Below are 25,638 nucleotides of genomic sequence, written 5' to 3' on the forward strand. Positions count from 1 at the left end.
GACTCATCGAATGACGACCGTCGGGGCCTCGAGGCTGGCGAGCACCCCATGGCTCACGGAGCCGAGCAGGAACCGGGCGAGCGCGCCGCGCCCGTGACTGCCGACGACGAGCAGAGAAGCCGCGGCCGCAGCATCCGTCAACACCTGCACCGGGTCGCCGGGCACGACGCGGCGCTGGATCTCGAGACCGGGGTGTCCGACGATGACCGGCACGAGCGACGCGTCGAGGATCTCCGACTCGGTGCGCTCGAGGTCGTCGGTGGCGATGAGCGGCGCACCGTACCCGTATTCACCACCGACCATGGCGACGACGTCCCACGAGTGCACGGCGATCAACGGCTCGCTGCGGCGATCGGCCTCCTCGGCGGCGAAGGCGACGGCGTGGTCTGAGGCATGCGACCCGTCGACACCGACGACGACCCCGCGGCGCCCGCTCGGATCGAGATCCGGGATCACCGCGACAGGCGAACGGCTCGCCGCGGCGATGCGCAGGCTGTGCACACGGCGACGACTCGCTCGTCGCCCTCCGTGCCAGTCGCTGCCGATGACGAGCATCGCGGCGTGCTCGGAGATGCGCTCGAACACCTCGACGGGCGACCCGCGCTCGAGCGTGGTGACGATCTCGAGCGCGGGGTCGATGGCCGATGCCGCGGCGGCGGCATCGTCGAGGCTCTCCCGCGCGCGGTCGTCGACGGCACGGAGCACGTCGCCCTCGGCCGTCTGCTCGCCGGCCGTGTCGGTGCCGGTGTCGCCGGCCGCGGTGTCGTTGCCGGCGGTGTCGCTCGCCGCGATACCCGTCGCGGCGGTGTCGTCGATGACGTGCACCAGCCGGAGTGGGAGTCTGCGCGCCGAGGCCCATTCGGCCGCCCAGCGCACCGCTCGAGTCGTTGCCGAGCCCCCCGAGCTGACACCGACCGCAATCTCGTTCATGGCGCACCTCCGCGGGCTTTCCTCCATCTTCACGCGATCCACCCGATAGCGCCAGCCGTCCAGACTGGCGAGCGCCAGACGGCGCTCTCGAGCCTCAGCGGTGGTGCCCGTTCAACACCCCGCCGCTCTCTTCGAGGTAGCAGACTCCGCAGAGCGACTCGTAGGTGACCGCTTCGCCGTCGATCGCGACTTGGTCGCCGTCGAAGACGAATCGACCATCGATGAGCCGGGCGTTGAAGATCGCCTTGCGACCGCATCGGCAGATGGTCTTCAGCTCTTCGAGGCTGTGCGCCACCTCGAGCAGTCGGCGACTGCCGGGGAACGCAAGCGTCTGGAAGTCGGTGCGGATGCCGTAGGCCAGCACCGGCACGCCGTCGATGAGGGCGATGCGCAACAGGTCGTCGACCTGCTCGGAGTTCAGGAACTGCGCCTCGTCGACGAGGAGGCAACTCACGTCGCGCCCGTGCTCCTCGATGACCCGGTTGCGATGCTGCTGAAACAGGTCGAGCACGTTCGTTCCGGGCGCGATCGTGAAGTCGACCTCGCGCATCACGCCGAGGCGCGACACGATGTCGCGGTCGCCCTTCGTGTCGATCGCCGGCTTCGCGAGCAACACCTGATGGCCCCGCTCTTCATAGTTGAACGCCGCTTGCAGCAGCGCCGTCGACTTGCCGGAGTTCATCGCGCCGTAGCGGAAGTACAGTTTCGCCATTTACTCGAACCACCCGTCTGCCGCCCCGCGGTGGATCGGCGTCGGTCGCGGCTCACTCGATGTCATAGCTCAACTCCACCGTCACATTCTCTCGCGTCAGGCGCGATTCCGCTCGCAACGCGACGGCACGCGCCACCGCGACGAACCGGTCGAGCTCGCGCCGTGTCGGCGGCGACGCTCCCACCTCGGTGACGAGGCTGATGCGGCCGCGCTCGCCATGCTCGCCGTCATTCGAGAACGAGACCCTGATGAGCCGGGAGCGATCCGCGTCACCGATCCACGAGACGAGCGCCGTGAGCGCCGAACGCTGGTCTGCCCGAAGGTCGCCGGCGGCACCGGCGGGGTCGTCGATGATCGTGTCGACTCCGCGGTTCAGCCGCACGTCGGCGGCGAGATCGTCGAGCCAGGTCGACTCGATGCCTGCTCGGAGGGCCCGGCGCAGTGCCTCGGCGAGCTCGCGCGCCCGGTCGGCGTCGGCCACCGAGATGCGTTCGGCCGTCATCACCCCGGCGAGGAAGGGCAGCACCTCCCGACCCAGTACCGAGACCGGGCTCTGTCGCACCGACCGGGCGATGCCCGCGCGCAACTCCGCGTCGCGCTGCAGCGCCGCCCGGTTCGCCTCGCGCTGCCAGGCCAGGGTCTCCGCGACGATGCTGTAGGAGTACCCGGCGGCCGCGGCCGACATCGCCAGCACCGGGGTCGAGTTCACCGCGATGAGCGCCGCCAACGGGACATCCGTTACCGTGTACGCCGCTGCGCCCACGACGAGGATCGAGAGCACGGCCGTCGAAAGCACCCCGGCGAGCGCCGATGACACCCACGTGCAGAACGGGGCGAGCGAGAGGATCAGCATGCCGATCACCGCCGGCCCGAAATCGTCGTAGAGATACCGGTTGCTGCCGATGGTGCTCACGTACTCGGCGATCGCCGCGCCGACCGACAGGGTCACGACGAGCCAGAACCGCTCGGCGGTGAGCGGCGCGCGAGCCGGTGATGCCGACACCGCGGCCGCCGTGCCGGCGCCGGCCACGAGCACGAGCGCAACGGCCGCGGCAACCGGCGAGCCGACCTCGTCCCGATGCCACCACGTCAACGAACTCGCCAGCACGAACGCGAGCACCGCACCGATCGTCACGATCGGTGACGCGCTGATCGCCCCGATCGGATCAGCCTCCTGTTGCGTGAGCCGCATGCGCCCGTTCATTCGCCGCCCTCGGGCACGGTCAACACGATGGTCGTGCCGATGCCCTTCGTCGACCACAGGCGCACCGTGCCCTGCTCCTGCTCGATTCGGGCGCGAATCGAGGTGCGCAATCCGATACGGTCGGGCGGCACCTCGGCCTCGTCGAAGCCGACGCCGCTGTCCATCACCGCGACCGTCACCTCGCCACCGCCGAGGCCCAGGGCGAGCTCGGCTTCCGAGACCCCTGCGTGTCGGGCGACGTTGATCAGGCATTGCGCCACCGCTGCGTCGAGGGCCGCCACGCGCCGCGGACCGAGGGTGCCGAGCACCGCGAAATCACCGGTGACGCGCACCTCGAGGCCGGCATTCGCGGCTGAAGAGAATGCGTGGCCGAGCGAGGGTACGGTCTCTTCGGTCGGCGCGCGCGGGTCGACGGATGCCGCGTTCCGGCCGCCGCGCTGTCTCGAACGCCGTGCGCTGGACCGTCCGCCGCCTCCCGGAGCGCCGCCGCCCGGACCATCGGTGCCGGCCATGCCTCCCGCGCCTGCCGCGCCAGCCGCACCGGCCGGCGAGTCGCCCGGGAACGGCTGGCGGCCACGCCCGACCTCCGCACCCTCGGTCGGCGCGGTACCGGCCACGGCCACCGCGTGGTCGATCGCCCAATCACGGCCGACGATGAGACCGAGATCTTGACGAATGCCCACGCGCAAGCGTTCGTCGACGGGGCCCGATCCGCCCGCCGCGATCGCCACGAGATGGCTGAGCGCGGTGTCGTGCAGACGAGCGGTTGCGCGGAGCTCGTGGTCGTGCCGGCTCGAAAGCTCCCGAGTCTGCTGACTCGCCTGATGCAGCCCGGTCTCCCGACGCATGTCGAACCGGCGCGTGACACCGTCGAACACGCGCACGACGACGACGAGGGCGAACGCGAGCCCGGCGGAGGCATTCGGAGCGTAGGTGCCGCCGATGAGCGCGACCCCGAGGAATGCGGCCGCCTCACCGAGTCCGAAGCCGAGGGTCGCCCACGTGAGCGCGATCACCGAGCCGCTGCCCGCGCCGCCGACGAGGAGCAGGGCGATCCGGGGCAGGGCGAGCACCGCGTTGTTCGTCGTCGTGAATTCGCCACCCGGCCTCATCATGATCACGGTCAGCGCGAAGACGGCACCAGTGCCGATGACGAGATAGACGACGGTGAGGAGGACCGTGGGATACCGCGAGGCGAAGGCGAGCAGCACGATCATGACGAATGCGAGCGCCGCACCCGCCCATCCCTCGGATTCACCACCGATGGTCGCCATGACGATGCCCAGGATCGTGCCGACGCCGAGGCACGCGAATGCAGCGCAATGACCGGCATCTGCGAGCGCCCGACTCAGCGAATCCCGCGCCAGATGTCCTGGCAATCCCAGAGTCATCCTGACCCTCCGCTCGTACCCGCCCGTGCGAACAACGATGTCCGGGCTTCTGCGGATTATCCCAGTTTCGAGGCCATCCGCGCGGACGGCACGATCAGAACAGCGCCGATGGATCGGGCGGCAACCCGAGCATGTCGGGCAGTTCATCCCCCGAGATGGCCACGGGACGCACCCCACCGGCCCGTTGTACGCTGCCAACGACCCGCCCGAGCGCTGACGACCGCACGCCACCCGTCACCGGGTCTTCACGCCCGCGCTCGAGCCCGTGCGCCCTGATCAGCGGTCGAATGCGCTCGCCGAGCCACTGCCGATACGCCTTCGGCGCATAGGCGTTGCTGCCGTAGTACATCGAGCGGTACTTCGGCACGAGCTCGGGGTGAGCCCGCTCGAGCCACTGCATGAACCAGGGCTTGACCGTGCCGCGAAGATGCAACGCCGTATAGAGCACACTCGTGCCCCCGGCGGCCTTCACTTGGCGCAACGCCTCGTCGAGGTGGGCCTTGGAGTCGGTGAGGTACGGCAGGATCGGCATGAGGAACACGGAACAGTCGAGACCCGCCTCGCGCACGGCGGTGACCGTCGCAAGTCTCGCCTTCGCGCTCGGCGTGCCGGGCTCCACCGATTGCTGCAACTCGTGATCGTAGATCGCGATCGACATCGCGAGATCGACGGGCACGTGCTCGGCCGCCTCGACGATGAGCGGGAGATCTCGGCGAAGCAGGGTGCCCTTCGTGAGGATACTGAACGGCGTGCCGCTCGAGGCGAGCGCGTCGATGATGCCGGGCATGAGCGAGTAGCGCCCTTCGGCCCGCTGGTATGGGTCGGTGTTGGTGCCGAGCGCCACGGGCTCGTGCCGCCACGACCGCTTCGCGAGGTCGGTGCGAAGCACCTCATCGACGTTGACCTTCACGATGATCTGCCGGTCGAAGTCGTCGCCCGCGTCGAGGTCGAGGTACTCGTGCGTCGGCCGAGCGAAACAATAGGCGCATGCATGTGTGCACCCCCGGTAGGGGTTGATGGTCCAGCCGAACGGCATCGCCGACTGACCGGGCACACGATTGAGGGCCGACTTCGCGAGCACCTCGTGAAAGGTGACCCCGGCGAAGTCGGGAGTCTGCACCGAGCGCACGAGATTGTTGAGCTTGGCGAGGCCCGGCAACGCGCCGGCCTGCTCGACCCCCAGCTCCTGCCCGCTCCACCGCATACCGACATTCGAACACATGTTCGAATGAGAAGCAAATGGATGCCGCGGCGCGCCGTGCACACCGCGGCATCCGTTCGCTTCGCGCGTGCGGTTCGTCGGACGAAGACCGCCTCTGCAGGACCCGAAGCGACCCACCTGTCATACATTGCGGCGTTCGGCTACGAACTCGCGAGGGCCGGGGCGACGAACCCGGCTGCGCGATGCCCGGCGGTGCGGCCCGCGGCGAGCTCCAACGTCTCGCCCGACCAGCGGCGTCGCAGCCACCGGTCGTGGCTCGCGATGACGACCGCTCCGGGGTAGGCGCCGAGCGCCTCCTCGAGGTCGGTCGCGAGCGCGAGGGAGAGGTGGTTCGTCGGCTCGTCGAGGAGGAACACGTGCGGCGGCCGTGCGATCACGAGCGCGAGCGCGAGACGGCGCTGCTGGCCCACCGACAGCGACCCGATCGGGCGCGCCTCATCGCGCGGGGCGATGAGGCCGAGCGTCGCGAGCGGCACCTGCTCGGAGCGCCGCTCACCCAGCACGCGCTCGTAGAGACGGTGCGGCGAGGCATCCGGATCCGCGAATCGCACGTCCTGCTCGAGCAACTGCACGCGCAGCCCCTTACGCCGGTGCACCGTGCCACGATCGGCACGCTGCGTACCCGCGAGCACGTTCAGGAGCGTCGACTTGCCCGCGCCGTTCGCACCCGTCACGAGCAGCCGCGTGAGCGGCGCCACCCGCAGCGCATCGAGTGCGAGCCGTCCGTCGACCGCGACATCCGTCAGTTGCAACAGCAGGCCGGATGCCTCTTCGAGCGCGTGGGAACCAGACGGAATGCCGGCGAACGCGAGCGGCGCAGGCGGCTTGCGCACCTGTTCGCGTTCGAGCGTGTCGAGTCGGAGCTCGGCATTCCGCACGCGGCGAGCGACCGTACGGTCGACGTTCTCGCCCTTGAAGTGCCGGATGAACTTGTCGTTGTCGGTGGCCGCCCGGCCGTGGGCGACGTGACGGGCTGCCCCGGCGACGTCGGCCCGAAGCCGCTTGAGCTCCTGCTGCTCGTCGTCGAACTGTCGCTGCCAACGCTCGCGTTCATCGGCCTTGACCGCGAGGAATTCGCTGAAGCCGCCGCCGAAGACAGTGCCGCCTGCCGCCGCGAGCAACTCGTCGCTCGAAGCACCCGTACCCCCACCGGCACCAGAACCAGTACCGGCAGCCCCGGAGCCGACGAGCGCGAGCGCCCCCGCCCGCCCAGGGTCGAGGTCGATCAGGCCCGTGGCCGCACGATCGAGGAACTCCCGGTCGTGGCTCGCGAACACGACCGGCCCGCGCCACGCGCGAAGCCGACCCTCGAGGTACGCCGCAGCGTCGTCATCGAGGTGGTTCGTCGGCTCGTCGAGCAGCAGCGCGTCGGGCGCGCTCAGGAGCAGCGCGGCGAGCGCGAAGCGCGACCGCTGACCGCCCGAGAGCTCCTCGATGCGACGGTCGAGACCGAGCATGCCGACACCCAAGCCGTCGAGGAGTTCGTCCCGGCGCGCGTCGGCACTCCACACGTCGGCGCGTTCGGCCGCGTCGAGCGCCGCCGAGTACCGTGCGGAGGCACCGGAGTCATCGACGGCGAGCGCCGCCGCGGCGTCGTCGAGCTCGCGTTCGATGGTACGCACCTCGGCGAGGGCCGCTTCGAGCACCTCGCCGACGCGATCCTGCGGGTCGAACGGCAGCTCCTGCGAGAGCAGCCCCGTGCGGTGCGGGCGCGTGATGCGGCCCGAAGCAGCCGCGTTCGATGGGGCGGATGCCGCGGCATCCGCTCGCTCGAACTCGCCGGCCAGCAGCCGAAGCAGCGTCGACTTGCCGGCGCCGTTCTCGCCGATCAGCCCGAGCCTCTGGCCCGGCGCGACGGCGAAGCCGAGGTCGGAGAACACACGTCGATCGGGGTACGAGACCGAGAGCCCGTCGACGCGGAGATAGTGGGAGTGGGTGACGGATACAGCCATGGGTACGCCCTTTGCGGGAATGCCCCCGGGCGGTCGACGGATGCCGCGGCGCGCGTCCGTTCGAACGATGCACCGAACTGGCGGAACGCCGGCGCGCGGCGCCGGCGACCGCCCGGGAGCGGAATGAAGCCCCGCCGGGCATTGCCGTCAATGGGTGCGCGCAGATGCTGTCGGGATCAGCACGGTCGTATCAGAACCGTGTGCACACACCACATGTCAACGGCGCCTCAGGCGCGGGACGATGGTGTGTACTCACTTCATAGCGGGCACGACGATACCAGACGCCACCGTGAATGCAAAGGGCCCGACTCAGGCTGCGAGGCCCAGCACCTTCGCAGTCTCGGCGAGCGTGGCCGACGCGACCGCCGGATCGCTCGAGAGCTCGGTGCCGTAGCTCGGGATCATCTCTCGCAGCTTCGGCTCCCATGTCGCCATGCGGTCGGGGAAGCAGCGAGCGAGCACGTCGAGCATGATCGGCGCCGCGGTCGACGCACCCGGAGAGGCACCGAGCAGACCGGCGATCGTGCCATCCGCACCCGTGATGATCTCGGTGCCGAACTGCAGGATGCCGCCCTTCTCAGGGTCTTTCTTCATGACCTGCACGCGTTGGCCGGCGGTGATGAGCTCCCAATCTTCGCTCTTGGCCGTCGGCATGAACTCCCGCAGGGCCGCGAGCTTCTTGTCGCGCGAGGCGAGCAGCTCGGAGACGAGGTACTTCACGAGGTCGAAGTTCTTGAAGGCGACCTGCAGCATCGGACCGAGGTTGTGCAGGCGCACCGAGAACGGCAGGTCGAACCACGTCGAGGTCTTCAGGAACTTCGGCGTGAAGCCCGCATACGGACCGAAGAGCAGGGCGGTCTCGCCGTCGACGACGCGAGTGTCGAGGTGCGGCACCGACATCGGCGGGGCACCCTTCGCGGCCTTGCCGTAGACCTTCGCCTGGTGCTGCGCGACGAGCTTCGGGTTCGTCGTGCGGAAGAACTGGCCCGAGATCGGGAACCCGCCGAAGCCCTTGATCTCGGGGATGCCCGAGTGCTGCAGCAGCGCGAGTGCGCCGCCGCCGGCACCGACGAAGACGAATCTCGCGTTCACCGTCTTCGGCGTGTTGCCGACGAGGTGGCGCAGCCGCAACATCCAGGTGCCGTCGCTCTTGCGCTTGAGCGAGGTGACCTGGTGGTTCGTCGCCACCTGGGCACCGCGCTGCTCGAGGTCACGGAACAGCGAGGTCGTGAGTGCACCGAAGTCGACGTCGGTGCCCGCCACGATGCGAGTCGCTGCGACACGGGCCTTGGGGTTGCGCTTCTTGGCGAGGAGAGGGGTCCACTCGGCGATGCGCTCGAGGTCTTCGGTGTACTCGACATCGGGGAACAGCGGCTGGTCTTGCAGGGCGGCGACGCGCTTCTTGAGGTACTCGATGTTGGCTTTGCCCTTGACGAAGGTCATGTGCGGCGTCGAGTTGATGAAGTTGTGCGGCTCGGGCAGCGCCCCCTGCTGCACGAGGTACGACCAGTACTGGCGACTCACCTGGAACTGTTCGTTGATCGAGACGGCCTTGTCGGCACTGACCGTGCCGTCGGGGTTCTCGGGCATGTAGTTGAGCTCGCAGAGGGCCGCGTGGCCCGTGCCGGCGTTGTTCCACGCGTTCGAGGACTCTTGCGCGACCTCGCCGAGGCGCTCGTAGACGCGGATCGACCAGTCGGGTTGGAGTTGCGAGAGCAGGGAGCCGAGCGTGGCGCTCATGATGCCGCCGCCGATCAGCACGACGTCGACGGTTTCCTCGGAATTCACGGATTCCAGTCTAGTTGGCGCTCGAGGCGCCTCCGACCGGGGGTGGCTGCTCCCCTGCGTGCTGCTCGCCGCTACTCCCCGCCGAGCACCGGGAGGCCCCGGTCGTCGAGCGGCCACGACGGGTTGTGCGCGAGTTCCCAGAGGTTGCCGTCGGGGTCGGCGACGTACCCGCTGTAGCCGCCCCACTCGGTCACGGCCGGCGCTTTCGCGATCGATCCGCCCGCCAGCACCCAGTCGCCGAGGGCGTCGTCGACCTCTTCGCGCGAGGCGAGGTTGATGGCGAGGGCCACCGCGCGGAACCCCGGCGCGTGCGCGTGCATCGTCGGCAGCGCGGCATCCTTCGCGAGTTCGGCGGTCTCCCAGAGCGCGAGCACTCCGCCCGGCGTCGCGAAGAACGCGACCTCACCGGCGACCGACGACGGGGCTTCGCGCCAGCCGATCCTCTGGTAGAACGCCGTGGCGGTCTCGACATCGGCGACGCCGAGTGTGACGAGGGAGAAGCGCTGCGGAATGGCCATGCACCGACGCTACGCCTCTCGCCCCGGCGCCTGCACCCTCCTCGCTCTCTTTCCCTCTTGCAGCAATTCAGGACGGGAGGCGTGTCACGTGATGCTCGGGCCGAATGCCGGTGCGACACGCCACTCCTCTCCTGAATTGCTGCACGGAGAATGGGGTGGGGGGCGCGGGGCGGGGCGGCGCGGGGCGCGGGCCCCAGAGGGCTGCAATGCCGCCCGCGATCAGGCCGATGCCGGCGGTCATCAGCGCCGCAGTGAGCGAGAGGACGCCGACCCAGAGCAGGACGATGAGTCGGTTCGGCTCCTCGGGGTCGCGGCCGAGCACCGAGAGGAAGAACCCGGCCGGCACGAGGATCGCGGCGATCGGCACGCCGACGCGGGCGAGCCACATCCAGAAGCCGTCGAGCGCGGCGTACGAGATGACCGCGAGGATCGCGACCGAGAGCACGAGCAGCACGGCCGCGTGCGCATGGCCGGCCCGGAAGAAGCTCAGCTGCAGTCGATTGGCGGGCACTCCCCACCGGGCGCCGAGCCGGCCGACGCGGCCGACCCGTACCCGCGCGCCCGCGCCGCGCTCGAAACCCTCGGGCAGGTCTACGACCCCGACTTCGCCGCCGTCGCCCAACTCGAAGGCGCACTCGCCGCGGCAGAAGACGCCGGTATGCCGATCACGCCCGAACGGTTCGCCCGATAAGAGCGAACCGTCGCCGAACTCGCCGAGTACGACCTCGAGCGGATGCCTCCGGAGCCGCACGCCGCCGTCGAATACACCGTGCTCGGCACCGCACTCTACGAACCGGTGCTGCTCGCCCTCCGGCGCCTCGCCCATCAGGACGCGGCGGTTCGCCGCCTCGGGGGTGCCGACTGAGTCGTGGCGGCCCTGCGTCGTGTGCGGAATTCAGGTCGGGAGGCGTGTCGCGCGCCGCCCGGCGAGAATTCGAGCACGACACGCCTCTCCCGACCTGAATTACTGACGACCGTGGGTGGGGCATCGCGCCGCGGACCCGAGTGTGCGGCGGGGCTTCAGTGTGCGGCGTGGCTTCAGTGCGCTGCAGACCCTCAGTGCGCGGCGGGCTGCACCTCGCGCGCGGCATCCTGCGTCGCCTGCATCACCGCGGCGCGGGCGCGGTCGATCGCCTCATGTGTCGCGCCGGCGTGGCTGAGCGCCAGCAGCGCCGCACCCACGATCGGCGCCACCTCGAGAATCTCGATGCGAGCCATGGGCGCAACCTGCGCAAGCCCCGCGGTGATGCCGGCGATCAACCGCTCGTCGCCGGAACGGATGATGCCGCCGCCGAGCACGATCGGGATCGGATCCGCCGCGAGACCGAGACGCACGACGCAGGCCCGGGCGAATGCCACGAGCTCTTCGGCCTGCCGGTCGACGAGCGAGGCAGCCACGGCGTCGCCGGAGTCTGCCGCCGCGAACACCGCGGGCGCGAGCGCCGTGAGCTCGCTCGACTCACGGCGACCGAAGTGCAGGTCCTCGATGAGCGCTGGGACCGAAGCGACGCCCAGGTGCTCGATGATGGCCGCGGTGAGCGAGGTGCTCGGGCCGCGACCGTCGGAATCGCGCGCCGCATGCCAGAGAGCCTGCTCGCCGAGGCCGCTCCCGCCGCCCCAGTCGCCCGAGATGCCGCCGAGCGCCGGGAAGCGCACGTCGGCGCCGTCGGCGCGCACACCGATCGCATTCACGCCCGTGCCGCACACGATGGCGACCGCGTCGGGCTCATCGGTGCCGGCACGGAGCAGTGCGTAGAGGTCGTTGTCGACGACGGTCGACGCGTCGGCCCAAGCGAAGCCGGCGATCGCACCGGCGTACTGCTCGATCTCGACCGGCAGGTCGAGGCCCGAGAGGTAGAGGCTCGTGTGCATCACGCGGTGCTCGCCCGCGACGGAGCGAACCAGCTCGTCGACGACAGCGACCGCCTCGGCGAGTCCCTCGAAGTGCGGACTCGAACCCGGGCCTCGTCGGTGCGCGACCAGCTCGCCCTCGATCGTGAGGGCGACCGCGTCGGTCTTCGATCCCCCGCCGTCGACCGCGACGATGACGCCGATCATCGGGCCCACTCCAGGAACGGCGCATTCTGGGCCATGAGCAGGTCGGTGAGCTGCTCGGCTCGGTCGTGCTGCAGCACGAGGGGGTGTGCCCGCATCGCACGGAGCACTCGGTCGCGCCCGCCGTGCACCGCCGCGTCGAGCGCGAGCCGCTCGTAGCCGGCGACACCGGCGATCAGGCCGCGGATGTCGTCGGGCAACGGCGCGACCGGTTCCGCGACGAATCCCCCGTCGCGGAACACGGCCGGCACCTCGATCACGTGGTCGTCGGGCAGGAACGGCAGCACGCCGTCGTTGCGCAGGTTGACCACGCGGGCACGGCTGGCTCCGTCGCGCATCGCCGCGAGCAGCTCGATCGCGGCCTCGGAGTAGAAGGCACCGCCGCGACCTTCGAGCGCCGCGGGCTTCTCGTGCTGCGACGGGTCGGCGTAGACCTCGAGCAGCTCGCGCTCGATCGCGCGCACCGCCTCGGCCCGGGTCGGCTCGTGCAACTGCTCGCGCAGCACTTCGTCGTGCGCGTAGTAGTAGCGCAGGTAGTACGAGGGCACGACGCCGAGCTGGGCGATCAGCGCGGGCGCGAGGTGCACCTCGTCGGCGAGTTCGCCGAGCCGATGCGCCAGCAGGCCGGGCAGCCGGTCGTCGCCGTCGATGACGACGCTGCGCTCCCACGTGAGGTGGTTGAGGCCGACGTGGCCGAGGCTCACCCGATCGTGCTCGACATCGAAGAGCGACGCGAAGCGACGCTGGAACCCGATCGCCACGTTGCAGAGGCCGACCGCCCGGTGACCGGCCTCGAGCAGAGCCCGGGTCACGATGCCGACGGGGTTGGTGAAGTCGACGATCCAGGCGTCGGGCTTCGCATGCGCCCGCACGACCTCGGCGATGTTCAGCACCACCGGCACGGTGCGCAAGGCCTTCGCCAGCCCGCCGGGGCCGGTGGTCTCTTGACCGATGCATCCGACCTCGTGCGGCCAGGTCTCGTCGGCGTGACGGGCGTCCTGCCCCCCGACCCGCAGCTGGATCAGGACGGCGTCGGCATCGGCGACGCCCGCGACGAGATCGGTCGTGCCGATCACCTTCGCCGGGTGCCCGGCGTGGGCGAGCATCCGCCGCGACATCCCGGCGACGAGCGCGAGTCGGCCTTCATCGGGGTCGACGAGACGGATCTCCTCGACCGGCAGGGTGTCGCAAAGCCGGGCGAACCCGTCGATGAGTTCTGGCGTGTACGTCGATCCACCGCCGACGATCGCGAGCTTCATTGGTCCTCATTCCAGTGCGTCGTGGCCTCGCACTCTCGAGTGCGAAGACGGGGTTTCAGGGTCGGGCGAACGGATGCCTCAGGAGCATCCGGATGCCGAAGGGGGAGGTCAGGTGGCGAGTGAGATGTCTGCCTCGAGATGGTCGCGGATCTGATCGACGAGCTGCTGGCGCGCACCGAGCAGTACCGGCTGCGTGCCCGCGCCGCTCGTGCGCACCGTGAGTTTCGGATGCGCCGCCGGGTCGACGCGGGCTGCGACGAATTCGGCGAGGCGATCGCCACCCGCGTTGCCGGTCGGGCCGCCGAGCACGATCATCGACGGGTCGAGGATCGCGAGCAGCGGATTCACGGCGAGGATGACGCGGTCGGCGAGCGCCGAGAGCGCGGCGCCATCATCCGCGAGTCGGGGCAGCATCGCGGCGAGCGACTCGCCGTCGGTACCGCCGAGCAGCTTCGCGACGGCCGGACCGCCCAACAGGTCGGTGAAGTCGTTCGCGGCCGGCGCGAGCGTGGCAGCGGTGCGCGGCACCGCGAGGTATCCGATCTCGCCGGCGCCGCCGGATGCACCGCGGTGGACCGTGCCGCCGAGATCGACGCCGACGCCGAGCCCGTCGCCGATCCAGAACAGGGTGAAGCTCGCGGCGTCTTGGGCAGCGCCGGCCGATCGCTCGGCCATGGTCGCGAGGTTGACGTCGTTGTCGATCGTCACGTGCAGCCCGAGCGCCTGCTCGATACGTCGACGCGCGCCCACCGCCGGCCACCCCGGCAGCGTGTCGGTGAACGAGAGCTCATCGCCGTCGACGAAGAACGCAGCCTGCACGCCGATCACGACGCGACTGACCGAGGACTCATCGATGCCGGCGGCCGCGCACGCGGCACGGACGGCGGCGCGCACGTCGCCCTCGGGGCTGCGGTCGGCCACCTCGGTCGCGATTTGCACGATGGGGTGCTCGTGGTCGACGGCGTCGACGACGACGGCCTCGATCGATCGCTCGAGGATGGAGACTGCGACGCCCGTGATGCGGTCGGTGCGAACGCCATAGGTGACGGCGTTCGGCCCTCGACCGCCCGAGAGCTCGCCGACCGGGCGGATCAAGCCCACTCGCTCGAGCCGCGTGAGCATCTGCGACGCGGTCGGCTTCGACAGCCCGGTGAGTTCGCCGAGGCGGGATCGGGTGAGCGGACCGTGTTCGAGCAGGAGGCGGAAGGCGGCGCGGTCATTGCGTGCCGCGAGCCACGTCGGGGTGCCCGGATCGATCTGGTTCATTTCATCCGCCTCTCTGTGTCGGTCATTTGTCGCTGGTCGTCACTCTATCTGAAAACATTCTTTACTGATTGCGCCCTCACCGCCGGCCTCACCCGCCGCTCCGCACCTCGTCTCGTAGCTGCCCGAGCCGGTCGGGATCGGCCGCCGCCTCCAGCAGGGTCTTCGTGTAGTCGTGCTGCGGATCGAGGATCACGCGCTCGGCCGCGCCGCGCTCGACGATCTCGCCGCGGTACATCACGAGGATCTCGTCGGAGAAATGCCTGGCGGTGGCGAGGTCATGCGTGATGTAGAGCACCCCGAGCTGCTCCTGGCGCTGCAGCTCGGCGAGCAGGTTCAGCACCTCGAGCCGGATCGAGACGTCGAGCATCGAAACCGGCTCGTCGGCGACGATGAATCGCGCCCCGGGCGCGAGCGCTCGCGCGATCGCCACCCGCTGGCGCTGCCCGCCTGAGAGCTCGTGCGGCCGCCGCTCGGCGAAGCGCGACGCGGGCGTCAGCGCCACCCGTTCGAGCAGCTCGTACGCTCGCTCGCGCGCCTGGCGGTCGGTGAGGCTCGGATGGTGAATGCGCACCGGCCGCTCCACGTGATGCAGGATCGTGTGGAACGGGTTCAGGGAGCCGAACGGATCCTGGAAGACCATCTGCACATCGCCGCGGTATCGGGCGAGGCCCGCGCCGTGGTTCGCGCTGCGTTCGCCGTCGAGCAGCACCCCGCCCGAGCTCGGCGTCTCGAGTTTGGCCATCATGCGCGCGATCGTCGACTTGCCCGAGCCGCTCTCGCCCACGAGCGCCACGGTTCGGCCGGGCTCGAGGGTGAACGAGACATCCCTCACTGCGCGCAGGGTGCGCACCTGGAACCCGCTCCGGAGCCGGAAGTTCTTGACGAGGTGGCGCGCTTCGAGACTCGGCGACCGATCACCGACGGCGCTCATGCCGCACCCCCTGCAGCATCGATGCCGCCGCCCGTGCGCACGAAGTCGCCGCGCTCGCCGCGCAGGCTCGGAAAGCTCGCGAGCAGCCGTTTCGTATAGGCGTGACCGGGCGAGCGGTAGATCTCCTCCGCGCTGCCCTGCTCGACGATCTCGCCGTCGAGCATGATTGCGATGCGATCGCTGATCTCGATGAGCAGCGGCAGGTCGTGCGTGATGAAGATCACCGCGAAGCCGAGTCGCTCGCGCAGCCGCATGATCTCGCGGATGATGCCGCGCTGCACCACGACGTCGAGGGCCGTGGTCGGTTCGTCCATGATCATCACCTGCGGATCGAGGGCGAGCGCCATCGCGATCATCACGCGTTGGCGCATGCCGCCCGATAGCTCGTGCGGAAAGCTCGAGAGCCGCGAAGGGTCCACGCCGACGAGAGAGAGCAACTCAGCGCTGCGCGACTCGCGCTCGGCCCGCCGCATGCCCGGGCGATGCGTCGTGAACACGTCGTGAAGTTGCTTGCGCACGTTCATGACGGGGTTCAGCGAGTTCATCGACCCCTGGAAAACCATCGACACCTTGTTCCAGCGGAACGACCGAAGCGCCTCGCCGTCGAGCGCGACCACGTCGATGTCCCGAGCGGATGCATCGTGGAACACCACCTCGCCGCCGGTCATGAGTGCTGGCGCCTTCAGAAGTCGGTTCAGCCCGTAGGCGAGGGTCGTCTTGCCGCAGCCCGACTCCCCCGCCAGCCCGAGGATCTCCCCGCGGTGCAGGGTCAGCGACGCCCCGCGCACTGCCTTCACCGGAGGGTCGACCTCATACTCGATCGAGACCTCGCGTGCGGTCAGCACGGGTTCAGCGGTCATGGTCATGCGAACGCTCCTGTGTCGGCGATGCCCTTGCCGGCCTTCGCGGCCTTGCGCTGGCGCTTCGCGTTCTCAGGCGCGAGCCTGAGTTTCGGGTTCACGACCTCGTCGATCGCGAAGTTGATGAGTGAGAGGCCGGCGCCGAGCGCCGCGATGATCAGGCCCGGCGGCACGAACCACCACCAGGCTCCGGTGCCGACGGCTTGGCCGGTCTGCGCATCGTTCAGCATCGTGCCGAGGGTGATCGAGCCGGTGGGGCCGAGGCCGAGATACGACAAGCCGGCCTCGCCGAGCACCGCGAAGATGATGCCGAAGATGAACTGCGCTGCGAGCAGCGGCACGAGGTTCGGCAGGATCTCGACGAAGATCACCCGCATCGGCTTCTCACCGGCCACGCGCGCCGCTGCGACGTACTCGCGGGTGCGCAGCGACTTCGCCTGGGCCCGCAGCACGACGGCCGAACCCGCCCAGCCCGTGATGCCGAGCACGAGTGCGACGAGCAGTGAACTTCTCGCGAGCGGTCCGAGCCCCTCGCTGTTCTGCACGTAGGCGGCGATGACCATGACGAGCGGCAGTCCGGGGATCACGAGCATGATGTTCGTGAACAGCGTGAAGAGCTCATCGAGCACGCCGCCGAAGTAGCCCGCGAGCACTCCGAAGACGACCGCGAGCACGAGGGCGACCACGCCCGCGACGACGCCGATGAAGAGCGAGCCCTGCGTGCCCCACGCCAGTTGCGAGAAGACGTCGTAGCCGAGCTTCGTCGTGCCGAGCCAGTGCTCGGGGCTGGGCGGGAGCAGCGCGGGGTTGTCGGAATCGCGCGGGGGCTGGGCGATCAGCGGGCCGAAGATGCCGAAGACGACGATCAGTCCGACGATGACGAGGCCGGTGATGAGCTTGGCCGAACGGCTGGGCAACAGGTGCCGGAACCGCCCGCCGCGAGTGGCGGCAGCGACGGCCATGGCCGAGGTCGCCGTCGCCTCGCGCGCGGCCTCCCTCGCGGCCTCGGCCGTGGCCGGCGCCTGGAACGGCGTGGGATCGGCGTTCTCGTCGAGACCGCCGGGGGCGAGGTCGAGCGTGCGCTGCGAGTCATCCATTGTGTCGTACCCTCGGGTCGATGAAGCCGTAGACGAGGTCCATGATGAAGTTGGCGGCGAGCACCGTGAGGGTGATCACGAGGAACACGCCCTGCATGAGCGCGTAGTCGAGCCCCTGCACCGCCTGGATCATGAGCTTGCCGATGCCCGGGTAGCTGAACACCTGCTCCATGACGATCGATCCGGCGACGACGAAGCCGAGCGCGATGCCGAAGCCCGCGAGGCTCGGAATGGCGGCGTTGCGTGCCGCGTACTTCGTGCGCACTCGCCGCGGGGTGAGGCCTTTGGCCTCGGCGGTCACGACGTAGTCCTCCGACATCGTCGAGACCATCATGTTGCGCATGCCGAGGAGCCACCCGCCGACCGACGAGAGCACGATCGTGATCGCCGGCAGGATCGCGTGGTAGATCGCGCTGCCGACGAACGCCCAGCTGAGCTCGGGCCCCGCCGGGAACCCGAACACGTCGTAGCCGCCGACGATCGGGAACACGCCGAGCTGCACCGCGAAGACGGCGACGAGCACGAGCGCGAGCCAGAAGTACGGAATCGACTGGAAGACCGTCGTGATCGGCACGAGGTGGTCGAGCCAGGTGCCGCGCCGCCACCCCACCCATGCACCGACGATGATGCCGAGCAGGAATGAGATGACGGTCGCGACACCGACCAGGACGATCGTCCACGGCAGGGCGCTCGCGATCAGGTCGGCGACCTGGGCCGGATACCTCGTGGAGGAGACCCCGAGATCTCCCTGAAGCAACCGGCCCCAGTACGCGAGGTATTGGTCCCAGAGACTCATGTCCTTGCCCGCGCCGAGGATCGAGGTGATCGCCTCGATCGTCTCCTCGGAGAGCGGGCGACCGCCGCTGGCACGCCGGAGCTTGCCGAGCATGATCGCGGCGGGGTCGCCCGGCAACAGCCGCGGCAGCATGAAGTTGAGCGAGATCGCCGCCCAGAGGGTCACCAGATAGAAGGCGACCCGCCGAAGGTAGAAGCTCATGTCGCTGCCGTCCTCAGGGTTGGGAAGGTTCGTTCCACGGGACCGGTGGCGTTACTTCGCCGGCGTGAGGTGCGCGAGCACGATCGCGTTCGCCACCGCGAGGTACGGCAGCGGAGCGGCGTACAGGTCGTCCTCCGTGGGCCAGCCCGAGAACTTCTCCGTGTTGAAGAACGACTGCGAGGCGTTCAGCACCACGGGGATGTAGGGCAGGTCGCGGGCGATCTCGGTCTGGATCGTCGCGTAGGCGGCCTTCTTCGTGGCCTCGTCCTGCGTCGCGCCGGCGGCGAGCACCGCGGCATCGACTGCCGGGTTCACGTAGCGGGAGTAGTTCTGTCCGTTCAGCGGGCTCTCGCCGGCCTTGACGGTCGAGTTCCCGGCGAAGTACTCGTGATAGTTCGAGTACGGGTCGGCCACGAGGCTCTGGGCGAGCCCGTAGAGCGCCATCTGGAAGTCGCCGGCCTGGACAGGGGTCCAGTACTCGGCGTCGGAGACCGTACGGGCATTGATGCGGATGCCGGCGTCCGCCGCCTGCTCCGAGATGAGCTTCGCCGCGTCGTTGTAATCGGTCCAGCCGTCGGGCGAGAACAGATCGATCTCGAAGGCCGTGCCGTTCTTGCCGTAGAACCCGTCGGAGTCCTTCGAGTAGCCGGCGGCTTCGAGGATGGCGCCGGCTTCGGCGGCATCCGATTCTTGCGGGCTCGTCGTGAACTCGGGGTCGCTCAGCCACTGCTCGTCGCGCGGTAGCAGCATGAACGACGGGGAGGACTCGCCGGCGAGACCGGCGAACGCCTTCTCGCGGATCGTGGTGCGATCGATCGCCGCGTTGATCGCCTGGCGCACGGCCGGGTCAGTCTGCGGCCCATCGCAGCCGAGGTCGGCGTTCGCGCACGTCATGATCGTCGTCGGGTCCTGCTGCAGGTTCAGCGTGGTGATGTCGCCCTTGCCGGTGACGGCATCGGGGTTCGCGATGAACTGGCCGACCCAGTCGATCTTGCCGGTCGTCAGCAGGTCTTGCGCCGACTGGTTCGAATCGAGTCCGAGGTACTGCACCTCCTCGACCGCGGGCGCTCCGTCGCGGAAGTGCTCGTTGCCCTCGAGCGTGTAGGCGGCCTCGGAGAAGCTCTTCAGCACATACGGGCCCGACCCGACGGGCTCGGGGTTCGTCTCGGCCATGAAGTCGTCGATGTCTTCCCAGATGTGCTTCGGGAGGATGTAGGTTCCGCCGAGCGTGAGCGATGCGCTCGTGAATTGCGGCTCGGTGTAGGTGAGCACGACGGTCGTGTCATCGGTCGCCTCGGCCGAGATGAACTGCTCGCCCTTGTTCGAGCCGTAGCCGAAGGTGAACGCGACGTCGTCGGCGGTGAGGTCTTCGCCGTCGCTCCACTGCTGGTCGGGTTTGATCGTGACGGTGAGGGTCTTGCCGTCTTCGCTGTACTCGTAGGTGTCGCCGACGAGGCCGACGGGCGCGTCGGCCGAGACCTGGTTGAAGAAGAAGAGCGGCTCGTAGATCGCGCCGAACGTGGCGTGCACGGCTGTGTCGGCGGAGAACGGATTGAAGTTGTTGTTGATGGGGGTGGTGCTGCCCGCCCAGACGCGGAGCACGGAGGCGTTGCCGCCGTCGCCTCCCGTCGAGGGCGTGCACCCGGACATTCCCAGGGCGAGTGCGGCCGCTCCGGCGGCGAGTGCCACCGCGAGGGAGCGTTTGGTTCGAGTCATCTCCGGCATTCCTCTCGTGCTTCGTTGCGTGGAAGGTGGTGCAGTGGTGCTGTGACGCCGCCTGCAGAATCTCAGTGCGTGGCGTTACTGGAAGTGACCCTAACAGAAAAGATAGTAACTAGAAACAAGTCATTCAGTTTCTGTTTCCCGCGCGTTTCCCCGCTGATTCGGGGAGGTGAACGACGCCGGGCGCACGCAGATCGCCCCGTCTCGGAACCCGAGACGGGGCGATCGAGGAGCGCCGGTGGGGAGCTACTTCACGATGAGCTCGGCGAGCGCCGCCAGCTGCGCCGGGTCCTCCAGCGCGGAGCCGACGGCGATCGTGCGCACGCCGCGGTCCAGGAACTCCTGCGCGTTCGAAGCATCCATGCCTCCCGTGGCGACGAACCGGGCGCCCGGGAACGGGCCGGCCATCGCGGGGAACCAGGCGGATCCGAGCAGCGACGCCGGGAACGCCTTCAACCACGTCAGTCCCGCTGCCATCGCCGACTGCACCTCGGTCGCGGTCGCCACGCCCGGCAGCGGCGGCAGCCCGGCTTCGGCCGACGCGCGCGCGACGAGCGGGTCGAAGCCGGGGCTCACGGTGAAGGCCGCGCCGGCGGATGCCGCGAGCTCGACATGCCGGGTGGAGACCACGGTGCCCGCTCCGACGAGACGGCCCGCCGCTCGTCCGGCGGCCGCGACGACCGTGAGTGCTTCGACGTCGGCAACGGACTGGATCGGCAGCTCGACCACGTTGATGCCGAGGCTCCATGCCCGCTCGGCGAGTTCGAGGCTGCGTTCGGCGCCCAGACCTCGGAAGATCGCCATGAGCGACTGCCCTTCGAAGATCTCGTCGAATCGGGCGTTGTCGATGCTCATCACGTGGCGCTCCTCGAGGTGGCTGCTGCGCGGGGGAAGTCTGCGGTGTCGCCGAGTACGGTCACGGCTCGGGCATGCCCGGCGGCGAGCCGATCGTCGGGGTCTGCGCCGGCGAGCAGCGCGGCGAGGTAGCCGGCCGCGAAGGCGTCGCCGGCGCCGACGGCCTCGACGACTTCGACCGATCTCGCGGGCACGTGGGTCTCGCCCGGGATATCAACGAGCCCGGTCGACGCATCGACGGCGCGCGCCCTGAACTCGGTGGCGCCGACATCGCCATCTTTCACGACGAGGAGCGCGGGTTCGGGAAGCAGCGCGCGCACCTCGTCGGGCGTCGCCGTACCCCAGAGCGTCTCGGCCTCGTCGAGGCCGACGAAGACGAGGTCGGCGCGCGAGGCGAGCTCTCGAAGACGGGATGCCGCGACATCCGCGGGCCAGAGTGCGGGCCGGTGATTGACGTCGAAGCTCAGCATGGCCGGTGACGCGGCGACGCGCGCGAACAGCTCGTCGACGAGTGCATCGCACGATGCGGAAAGCGCCGGGGTGATGCCGCTCACGTGCACGACCCGCGCCGAGTCGAGCGGCAACCCGTCGAGGAATGCCGGCGCCATTCGCGAGGCGGCAGAGCCCGCGCGGTAGTACAGCACGCCGCGGCCGGGATCCTTGAAGTACACGCCGGTCGGGGCTTCGGAATCGACCTCGACCCAGCGAGTGTCGACGCCGCGCCCGCGCAGGTGCCGCACGACCCGGCGACCGAGGGCATCATCGCCGATTCGGCCGGCCCATGCGGCCCGGCGGCCGAGTGCGGCGAGGTGCGCGGCGACGTTGGCCTCGGCGCCGGCCGTGTCGACGTGGAAGTCTTCGGCCGACTCGAGCGGTTGGGCGAGCGCCGGCGTGACGAGCGCCATGGTCTCGCCGAGGGCGACGACCTCGGGCAGCGGCGGTGCAGTGGTCACGAGCTCTATGCTGACTGGTGTGCACGGACGGTGCAAACGCGTTGCAACATGCGCAACGTCAATCGACGTTGGAGGTATGAGGATGCCGCGGAGCGCGAAGCTCGCAGAACTCGGAGACGAGCGGCTCAGTGAGGTCGACAAGGGGCTGCCCGCCCGGGCCGCAGGCCTCACCGTGCGCGACTTCCTCGCGACGGGGCCGCGACTCGCCGAGTTCTGGACCCCGCTGCTCGCCCTCGACGACCGAGCCCTCGCCCGCAACGCAGCCGTGATCCAGAGCTGGTGCGACGACCGCGGGCTCGAGCTCATGCCGCACGGCAAGACCACGATGTCGCCGGCGCTCTGGCAGCGCCAGCTCGACGCCGGCGCGACCGGCATCACGCTCGCGACCCCGGGCCAGGTGCGAACGGCGCGTGCGTTCGGCGTGACGTCGATCATGCTTGCGAACGCACTCGTCGCGCCGGCAGCCCTCGCGTTCATCGCCGCCGAGCTCGCCGACCCCGGCTTCACGTTCCATGTGTGGGTGGACTCCCTCGAGACCGTCGAGGCGATGGAGCGGGGCCTCGCGGATGTCGCACTCCCCCGCCCCATCGACGTGCTCGTCGAACTCGGCGCGGCGGGCGGCCGCTCCGGCGCGCGCGGCGTCGACGAGGCCGCTCGCATCGCCGAACGGGTCGCCGCCTCTGCGGTGTTGCGCCTCGCGGGCACAGCCGGATACGAGGGCAGCCTCGGACACGACCGATCCCCCACCGCGCTCGCCGCCGTACGCAGCTACCTCGCCGAGATGCTCGAGCTGCACGGGCGCGTGCGTGCGCTCACCGACGGCCCGCTCGTCGTCACCGCCGGCGGCAGCGCCTACCTCGACCTCGTCGCCCAGGTGTTCGCTCCCGCGACCGCCGCAGAGTCGTCGTCGACCCCGAGCCCGACCCCGAGCCCGACGTCGACTCGCTGGATCCTCCGCTCGGGCGCCTCGCTCGTGCACGACGACGGCTTCTACCGCGGCATCTCTCCGCTCGACGGGCGGCTCACTCCCGCCATGCGCGGCTACGCACGGGTCGTCTCCCGCCCCGAGCCAGGTCTCGCCCTGCTCGACGGGGGCAAGCGCGACTTCCCGTACGACGAGGGGTTGCCCGTGCCGTTCGGCGTCACGGCGGCACCCGGTGGCGTCGAGCGGACGCTCGCCGCGGCATCCGTCACCGCACTCAACGACCAGCACGCCTACGTGCGCTCGGATGCCCCGCTGCCGGTCGTGATCGGCGAGGTCGTCTCGCTCGGCCTCTCGCACCCGTGCACGGCGTTCGACAAGTGGCGCTTCATCCCGGTCGTCGAGGGCGGCGGCTCCGACCGCGTCGTCGAGCTCGTGCGCACGTTCTTCTAGGAGTCAGCGATGTCCGTGCTCATTCGCCCTGTGCTCACTCGCCCAGTGCTCATTCGAGACGTGATCGTCGTCGATGCCGACGGCGTGGGCTCCGGGGCATCCGATGTGCTCATCGATGGCGAGCGCATCGTGCGCATCGCACCGACCGGCAGCCTCGATCGCACCGCCGTTCGAGGCGCGCTCGTGATCGACGGCCGCGGCCGCCTGCTCATGCCCGGATTCATCGACGCCCACTCGCACGCCGACGGCCGGCTGTTCGACCCCGAGGTGCAGCTCGGGCTGCTGCGGCAGGGTGCCACGACCGTCATCGGCGGTCAGGACGGCGTGTCGTACGCACCCGGGTCCGGCGACTACGCCAGCGAGTACTTCGCGGCGATCAACGGCGCGCATCCCACGTACCGCGGCGGCGGGGTCGAGGCGCTGCTCGACGCCTACGACGGCACCACCGCGCTGAACGCCGGGTACCTCGTGCCCGCCGGCACCGTGCGCTACGAGGTCATGGGCCGGTCGACGAATGCCGCTTCACCCGCCGAACTCGATCGCATGCGCACCCTCGTGGCCGACGGTCTCGCGGCCGGTGCCCTTGGGCTCTCGACCGGACTCGACTACACGCCAGGCATCTTCGCGTCTACCGACGAGCTCGCTGCGCTTGCGGCACCGGTGGCCGATGCCGGCGCGGTGTACGTGTCGCACATGCGCGGCTACGAGCACAACTCGGCGGCGGGCATCGCCGAGGTGGCGGCGATCGCGCTCGCGTCGGGCGCTCGGGTGCACGTGTCGCACTTCCACGCCGAACCGCACCTCGTGCGCGGCTTGCTCGCCGGGCTCGCCGACGCGGGCGTCGACGCGAGCTTCGACGCGTATCCCTACAGTCGCGGGTGCTCGATCCTCGTGATGCCGATCCTGCCCGCCGCGCTCACCGTGCGCCCGGTGGACGAGGTGGTCGCGGTTCTCACCGACCCCGCAGGGCGCGCGCGGCTTCGCGAGGAGTGGTTTCCCACCATCAGCTGGCACGCGAGCCTCGGACCCGACTGGCCCTCGATGCTCACGCTGGCACACATCGCCGCCCCGGCCTACGAGTGGGCGCACGGCCTCACGATCGCGGAGGGTGCGGCTGCGGCATCCGCTCGCGCAGGTTCAGGTTCCGGCACCCGCGCCGACGTCGACGCGATCGAGTTCGCCCTCGACGTGCTCGTCGCGTCGCGGCTCGAGGTCAACGTCGTCATGGCGGTGCAGCACGAACGCGGTGACGCTGGACTCGCCGAGATCCTCGCTCACCCGGCCGCGATGGGGGGCTCCGACGGCATCTTCCTCGGCAAGCATCCGCACCCCAGGGCGCGCGGCTCGTTCTCCCGGTACCTCTCGCTCCTCGTGCGCGAGCAGGCGGCGCTCGGCTGGGCGGATGCCTCGGCGCTCGTGTCGGCACGCGCCGCCGCGCGGTTCGCGCTCGGCGACCGCGGGTTCGTGCGCGAGGGCTACCTCGCCGACCTCGTGCTCGTCGACCCCGATGCGGTGCGCGCGGCCGCGAGCTACGACGAACCGCTCGGTCTCGGGGTCGGCATCGACGACGTCCTCGTCGCCGGTATGCCGGTGCTGGCGGGCGGCGAGCTCACCGGGGCGACGCCCGGCCGGGGCATCCGTCGCGCCACCGCCGGTCGAGTAGCGACGAAGGAGCGTATCGAGACCCAGCCGTCCGAGAGCGTCTCGCCGGGGCTCGATGAACGACTTCCTTCGCCGGCCGCCACTCGACCGACGGACACCGGCGAGGACGGCTGACATGTCGCAGAGCGTGAAACGCGCGACCCGCATCATCGATGCGATCGCCGCCGACCCGCGCACCGTCGCCGAGCTCGCCACGGCCTTCGAGCTGCACCGATCGACGATGTTCCGCGAATTGCAGGCGCTCGAAGAGGTGGGCTGGGTTCGCAAGCTCGGCTCGGGCCGATATACCCTCGGCACGCGGCTCGCCGCGCTCTCGAGGGAGTCGCTCGAATCGCTCGACCTGCGAGAGGTCGGAGCTGAGCACGTGCGCCGGCTGCAGCGCCGAATCGGGAACACCGTACACCTCGCGGCGCTCATGGACCGCTCGATCGTCTACGTCGACAAGGCCGAGAACGAGTCCGGCGTGCGCATGTACTCGCGCATCGGCCGCGCCGTGATCCCGTACTGCTCGGCGGTCGGCAAGGCCATCCTCGCCGACCTCGACGCCGCGGGCCGTGACGCCGTGCTCGCCGGCGTCGCCTGGGAGCGCCACACCGACCACACGATCACGACGCGGGAGCGCCTCGACCACGAACTCACCCTCGTGAGCGCGCGCGGCTGGGCCACCGACGACCGCGAGTTCGAGGCGTTCGTGAACTGCGTCGCCGTGCCGATTCGCTCGTCGATGGGTATCGTCGGAGCGCTCTCGGTCACTGCGATCCGCATGGTCGCCGACCTCGAGCGATTGAAAACCGACCTGCCCGCGATGCGCGAGACGGCCGAGCTCATCGCACGCGAACTCGGTTGAGTGAGCGGATGCCGCGGCATCCGCTCACCTGAAGCCCACCAC

The 25,638-nt window shown here is 69.9% G+C and carries 22 protein-coding genes; 3 read left to right on the forward strand and 19 right to left on the reverse strand.

Going from position 1 to position 25,638, the window contains the following annotated elements; translation table 11 throughout:
* Positions 1-3 precede the first annotated feature (3 nt).
* The 19 genes from AC1C2S_RS02485 to AC1C2S_RS02575 form a co-directional block, all read right to left on the reverse strand.
* Complete coding sequence (locus AC1C2S_RS02485; RefSeq protein ID WP_495350958.1) at positions 4-930, reverse strand: universal stress protein; 927 nt, start codon at positions 928-930, stop codon at positions 4-6.
* Between the two features lie 94 nt (positions 931-1,024).
* Positions 1,025-1,642 carry a thymidine kinase gene (locus tag AC1C2S_RS02490; protein WP_495350959.1) on the reverse strand — a complete coding sequence of 206 codons (618 nt, stop codon included), beginning with the start codon at positions 1,640-1,642 and terminating at the stop codon, positions 1,025-1,027.
* Positions 1,643-1,694: 52 nt separating this feature from the next.
* A complete protein-coding gene (locus tag AC1C2S_RS02495; protein ID WP_495350960.1) occupies positions 1,695-2,834 on the reverse strand; it encodes a hypothetical protein in 1,140 nt (379 codons plus the stop codon).
* Between the two features lie 8 nt (positions 2,835-2,842).
* A complete protein-coding gene (locus AC1C2S_RS02500; RefSeq protein ID WP_495350961.1) occupies positions 2,843-4,237 on the reverse strand; it encodes a sensor histidine kinase in 1,395 nt (464 codons plus the stop codon).
* Between the two features lie 94 nt (positions 4,238-4,331).
* Entirely contained in the window at positions 4,332-5,441 is a 1,110-nt protein-coding gene (locus tag AC1C2S_RS02505) for an Rv2578c family radical SAM protein (protein ID WP_495353179.1), read from the reverse strand.
* 158 nt (positions 5,442-5,599) lie between these two features.
* Positions 5,600-7,411 carry an ABC-F family ATP-binding cassette domain-containing protein gene (locus tag AC1C2S_RS02510; RefSeq protein ID WP_495350962.1) on the reverse strand — a complete coding sequence of 604 codons (1,812 nt, stop codon included), beginning with the start codon at positions 7,409-7,411 and terminating at the stop codon, positions 5,600-5,602.
* Positions 7,412-7,720: 309 nt separating this feature from the next.
* A complete protein-coding gene (locus AC1C2S_RS02515; RefSeq protein ID WP_495350963.1) occupies positions 7,721-9,199 on the reverse strand; it encodes a malate:quinone oxidoreductase in 1,479 nt (492 codons plus the stop codon).
* Positions 9,200-9,270: 71 nt separating this feature from the next.
* The gene (locus AC1C2S_RS02520) at positions 9,271-9,717 is read right to left on the reverse strand and encodes a VOC family protein (protein WP_495350964.1); all 447 of its coding nucleotides are present in this window, start codon (positions 9,715-9,717) and stop codon (positions 9,271-9,273) included.
* Positions 9,718-9,784: 67 nt separating this feature from the next.
* Positions 9,785-10,543 (reverse strand): hypothetical protein, encoded by a 759-nt coding sequence (locus AC1C2S_RS02525; protein ID WP_495350965.1) that lies wholly within the window; start codon positions 10,541-10,543, stop codon positions 9,785-9,787.
* 230 nt (positions 10,544-10,773) lie between these two features.
* Complete coding sequence (locus AC1C2S_RS02530; RefSeq protein WP_495350966.1) at positions 10,774-11,775, reverse strand: N-acetylglucosamine kinase; 1,002 nt, start codon at positions 11,773-11,775, stop codon at positions 10,774-10,776.
* The gene (locus AC1C2S_RS02535) at positions 11,772-13,031 is read right to left on the reverse strand and encodes a family 4 glycosyl hydrolase (protein WP_495350967.1); all 1,260 of its coding nucleotides are present in this window, start codon (positions 13,029-13,031) and stop codon (positions 11,772-11,774) included. Before AC1C2S_RS02535 ends, AC1C2S_RS02530 begins: the two co-directional genes overlap by 4 nt.
* A 108-nt stretch (positions 13,032-13,139) precedes the next feature.
* A complete protein-coding gene (locus tag AC1C2S_RS02540) occupies positions 13,140-14,297 on the reverse strand; it encodes an ROK family transcriptional regulator (RefSeq protein WP_495350968.1) in 1,158 nt (385 codons plus the stop codon).
* A gap of 88 nt (positions 14,298-14,385) precedes the next feature.
* Positions 14,386-15,228, reverse strand: a complete 843-nt coding sequence (locus AC1C2S_RS02545) for an ABC transporter ATP-binding protein (RefSeq protein WP_495350969.1) — start codon at positions 15,226-15,228, stop codon at positions 14,386-14,388.
* Positions 15,225-16,088 (reverse strand): ABC transporter ATP-binding protein, encoded by an 864-nt coding sequence (locus tag AC1C2S_RS02550; RefSeq protein ID WP_495353180.1) that lies wholly within the window; start codon positions 16,086-16,088, stop codon positions 15,225-15,227. Before AC1C2S_RS02550 ends, AC1C2S_RS02545 begins: the two co-directional genes overlap by 4 nt.
* A 2-nt stretch (positions 16,089-16,090) precedes the next feature.
* Entirely contained in the window at positions 16,091-17,185 is a 1,095-nt protein-coding gene (locus AC1C2S_RS02555; RefSeq protein WP_495350970.1) for an ABC transporter permease, read from the reverse strand.
* The gene (locus AC1C2S_RS02560; RefSeq protein ID WP_495350971.1) at positions 17,178-18,182 is read right to left on the reverse strand and encodes an ABC transporter permease; all 1,005 of its coding nucleotides are present in this window, start codon (positions 18,180-18,182) and stop codon (positions 17,178-17,180) included. The genes AC1C2S_RS02555 and AC1C2S_RS02560 overlap by 8 nt, the downstream gene beginning before the upstream one ends.
* Positions 18,183-18,233: 51 nt before the next feature.
* The gene (locus AC1C2S_RS02565; protein ID WP_495350972.1) at positions 18,234-19,898 is read right to left on the reverse strand and encodes an ABC transporter substrate-binding protein; all 1,665 of its coding nucleotides are present in this window, start codon (positions 19,896-19,898) and stop codon (positions 18,234-18,236) included.
* A gap of 252 nt (positions 19,899-20,150) precedes the next feature.
* The gene (locus tag AC1C2S_RS02570; RefSeq protein WP_495350973.1) at positions 20,151-20,759 is read right to left on the reverse strand and encodes a bifunctional 4-hydroxy-2-oxoglutarate aldolase/2-dehydro-3-deoxy-phosphogluconate aldolase; all 609 of its coding nucleotides are present in this window, start codon (positions 20,757-20,759) and stop codon (positions 20,151-20,153) included.
* Positions 20,759-21,712 (reverse strand): sugar kinase, encoded by a 954-nt coding sequence (locus AC1C2S_RS02575; RefSeq protein WP_495350974.1) that lies wholly within the window; start codon positions 21,710-21,712, stop codon positions 20,759-20,761. Before AC1C2S_RS02575 ends, AC1C2S_RS02570 begins: the two co-directional genes overlap by 1 nt.
* A gap of 82 nt (positions 21,713-21,794) precedes the next feature.
* Between AC1C2S_RS02575 and AC1C2S_RS02580 the strand changes: the two genes are divergently transcribed.
* From AC1C2S_RS02580 to AC1C2S_RS02590, 3 genes are read left to right on the forward strand one after another with little or no spacing between them, the layout of a single operon-like run.
* Positions 21,795-23,087 carry a type III PLP-dependent enzyme domain-containing protein gene (locus tag AC1C2S_RS02580; protein WP_495350975.1) on the forward strand — a complete coding sequence of 431 codons (1,293 nt, stop codon included), beginning with the start codon at positions 21,795-21,797 and terminating at the stop codon, positions 23,085-23,087.
* A 9-nt stretch (positions 23,088-23,096) separates the two neighbouring features.
* Positions 23,097-24,863, forward strand: a complete 1,767-nt coding sequence (locus AC1C2S_RS02585) for an N-acyl-D-amino-acid deacylase family protein (RefSeq protein WP_495350976.1) — start codon at positions 23,097-23,099, stop codon at positions 24,861-24,863.
* A 1-nt stretch (position 24,864) separates the two neighbouring features.
* A complete protein-coding gene (locus tag AC1C2S_RS02590) occupies positions 24,865-25,596 on the forward strand; it encodes an IclR family transcriptional regulator (RefSeq protein WP_495350977.1) in 732 nt (243 codons plus the stop codon).
* Positions 25,597-25,638 lie beyond the last annotated feature (42 nt).

This window comes from Agromyces sp. Y782 (assembly GCF_059445405.1).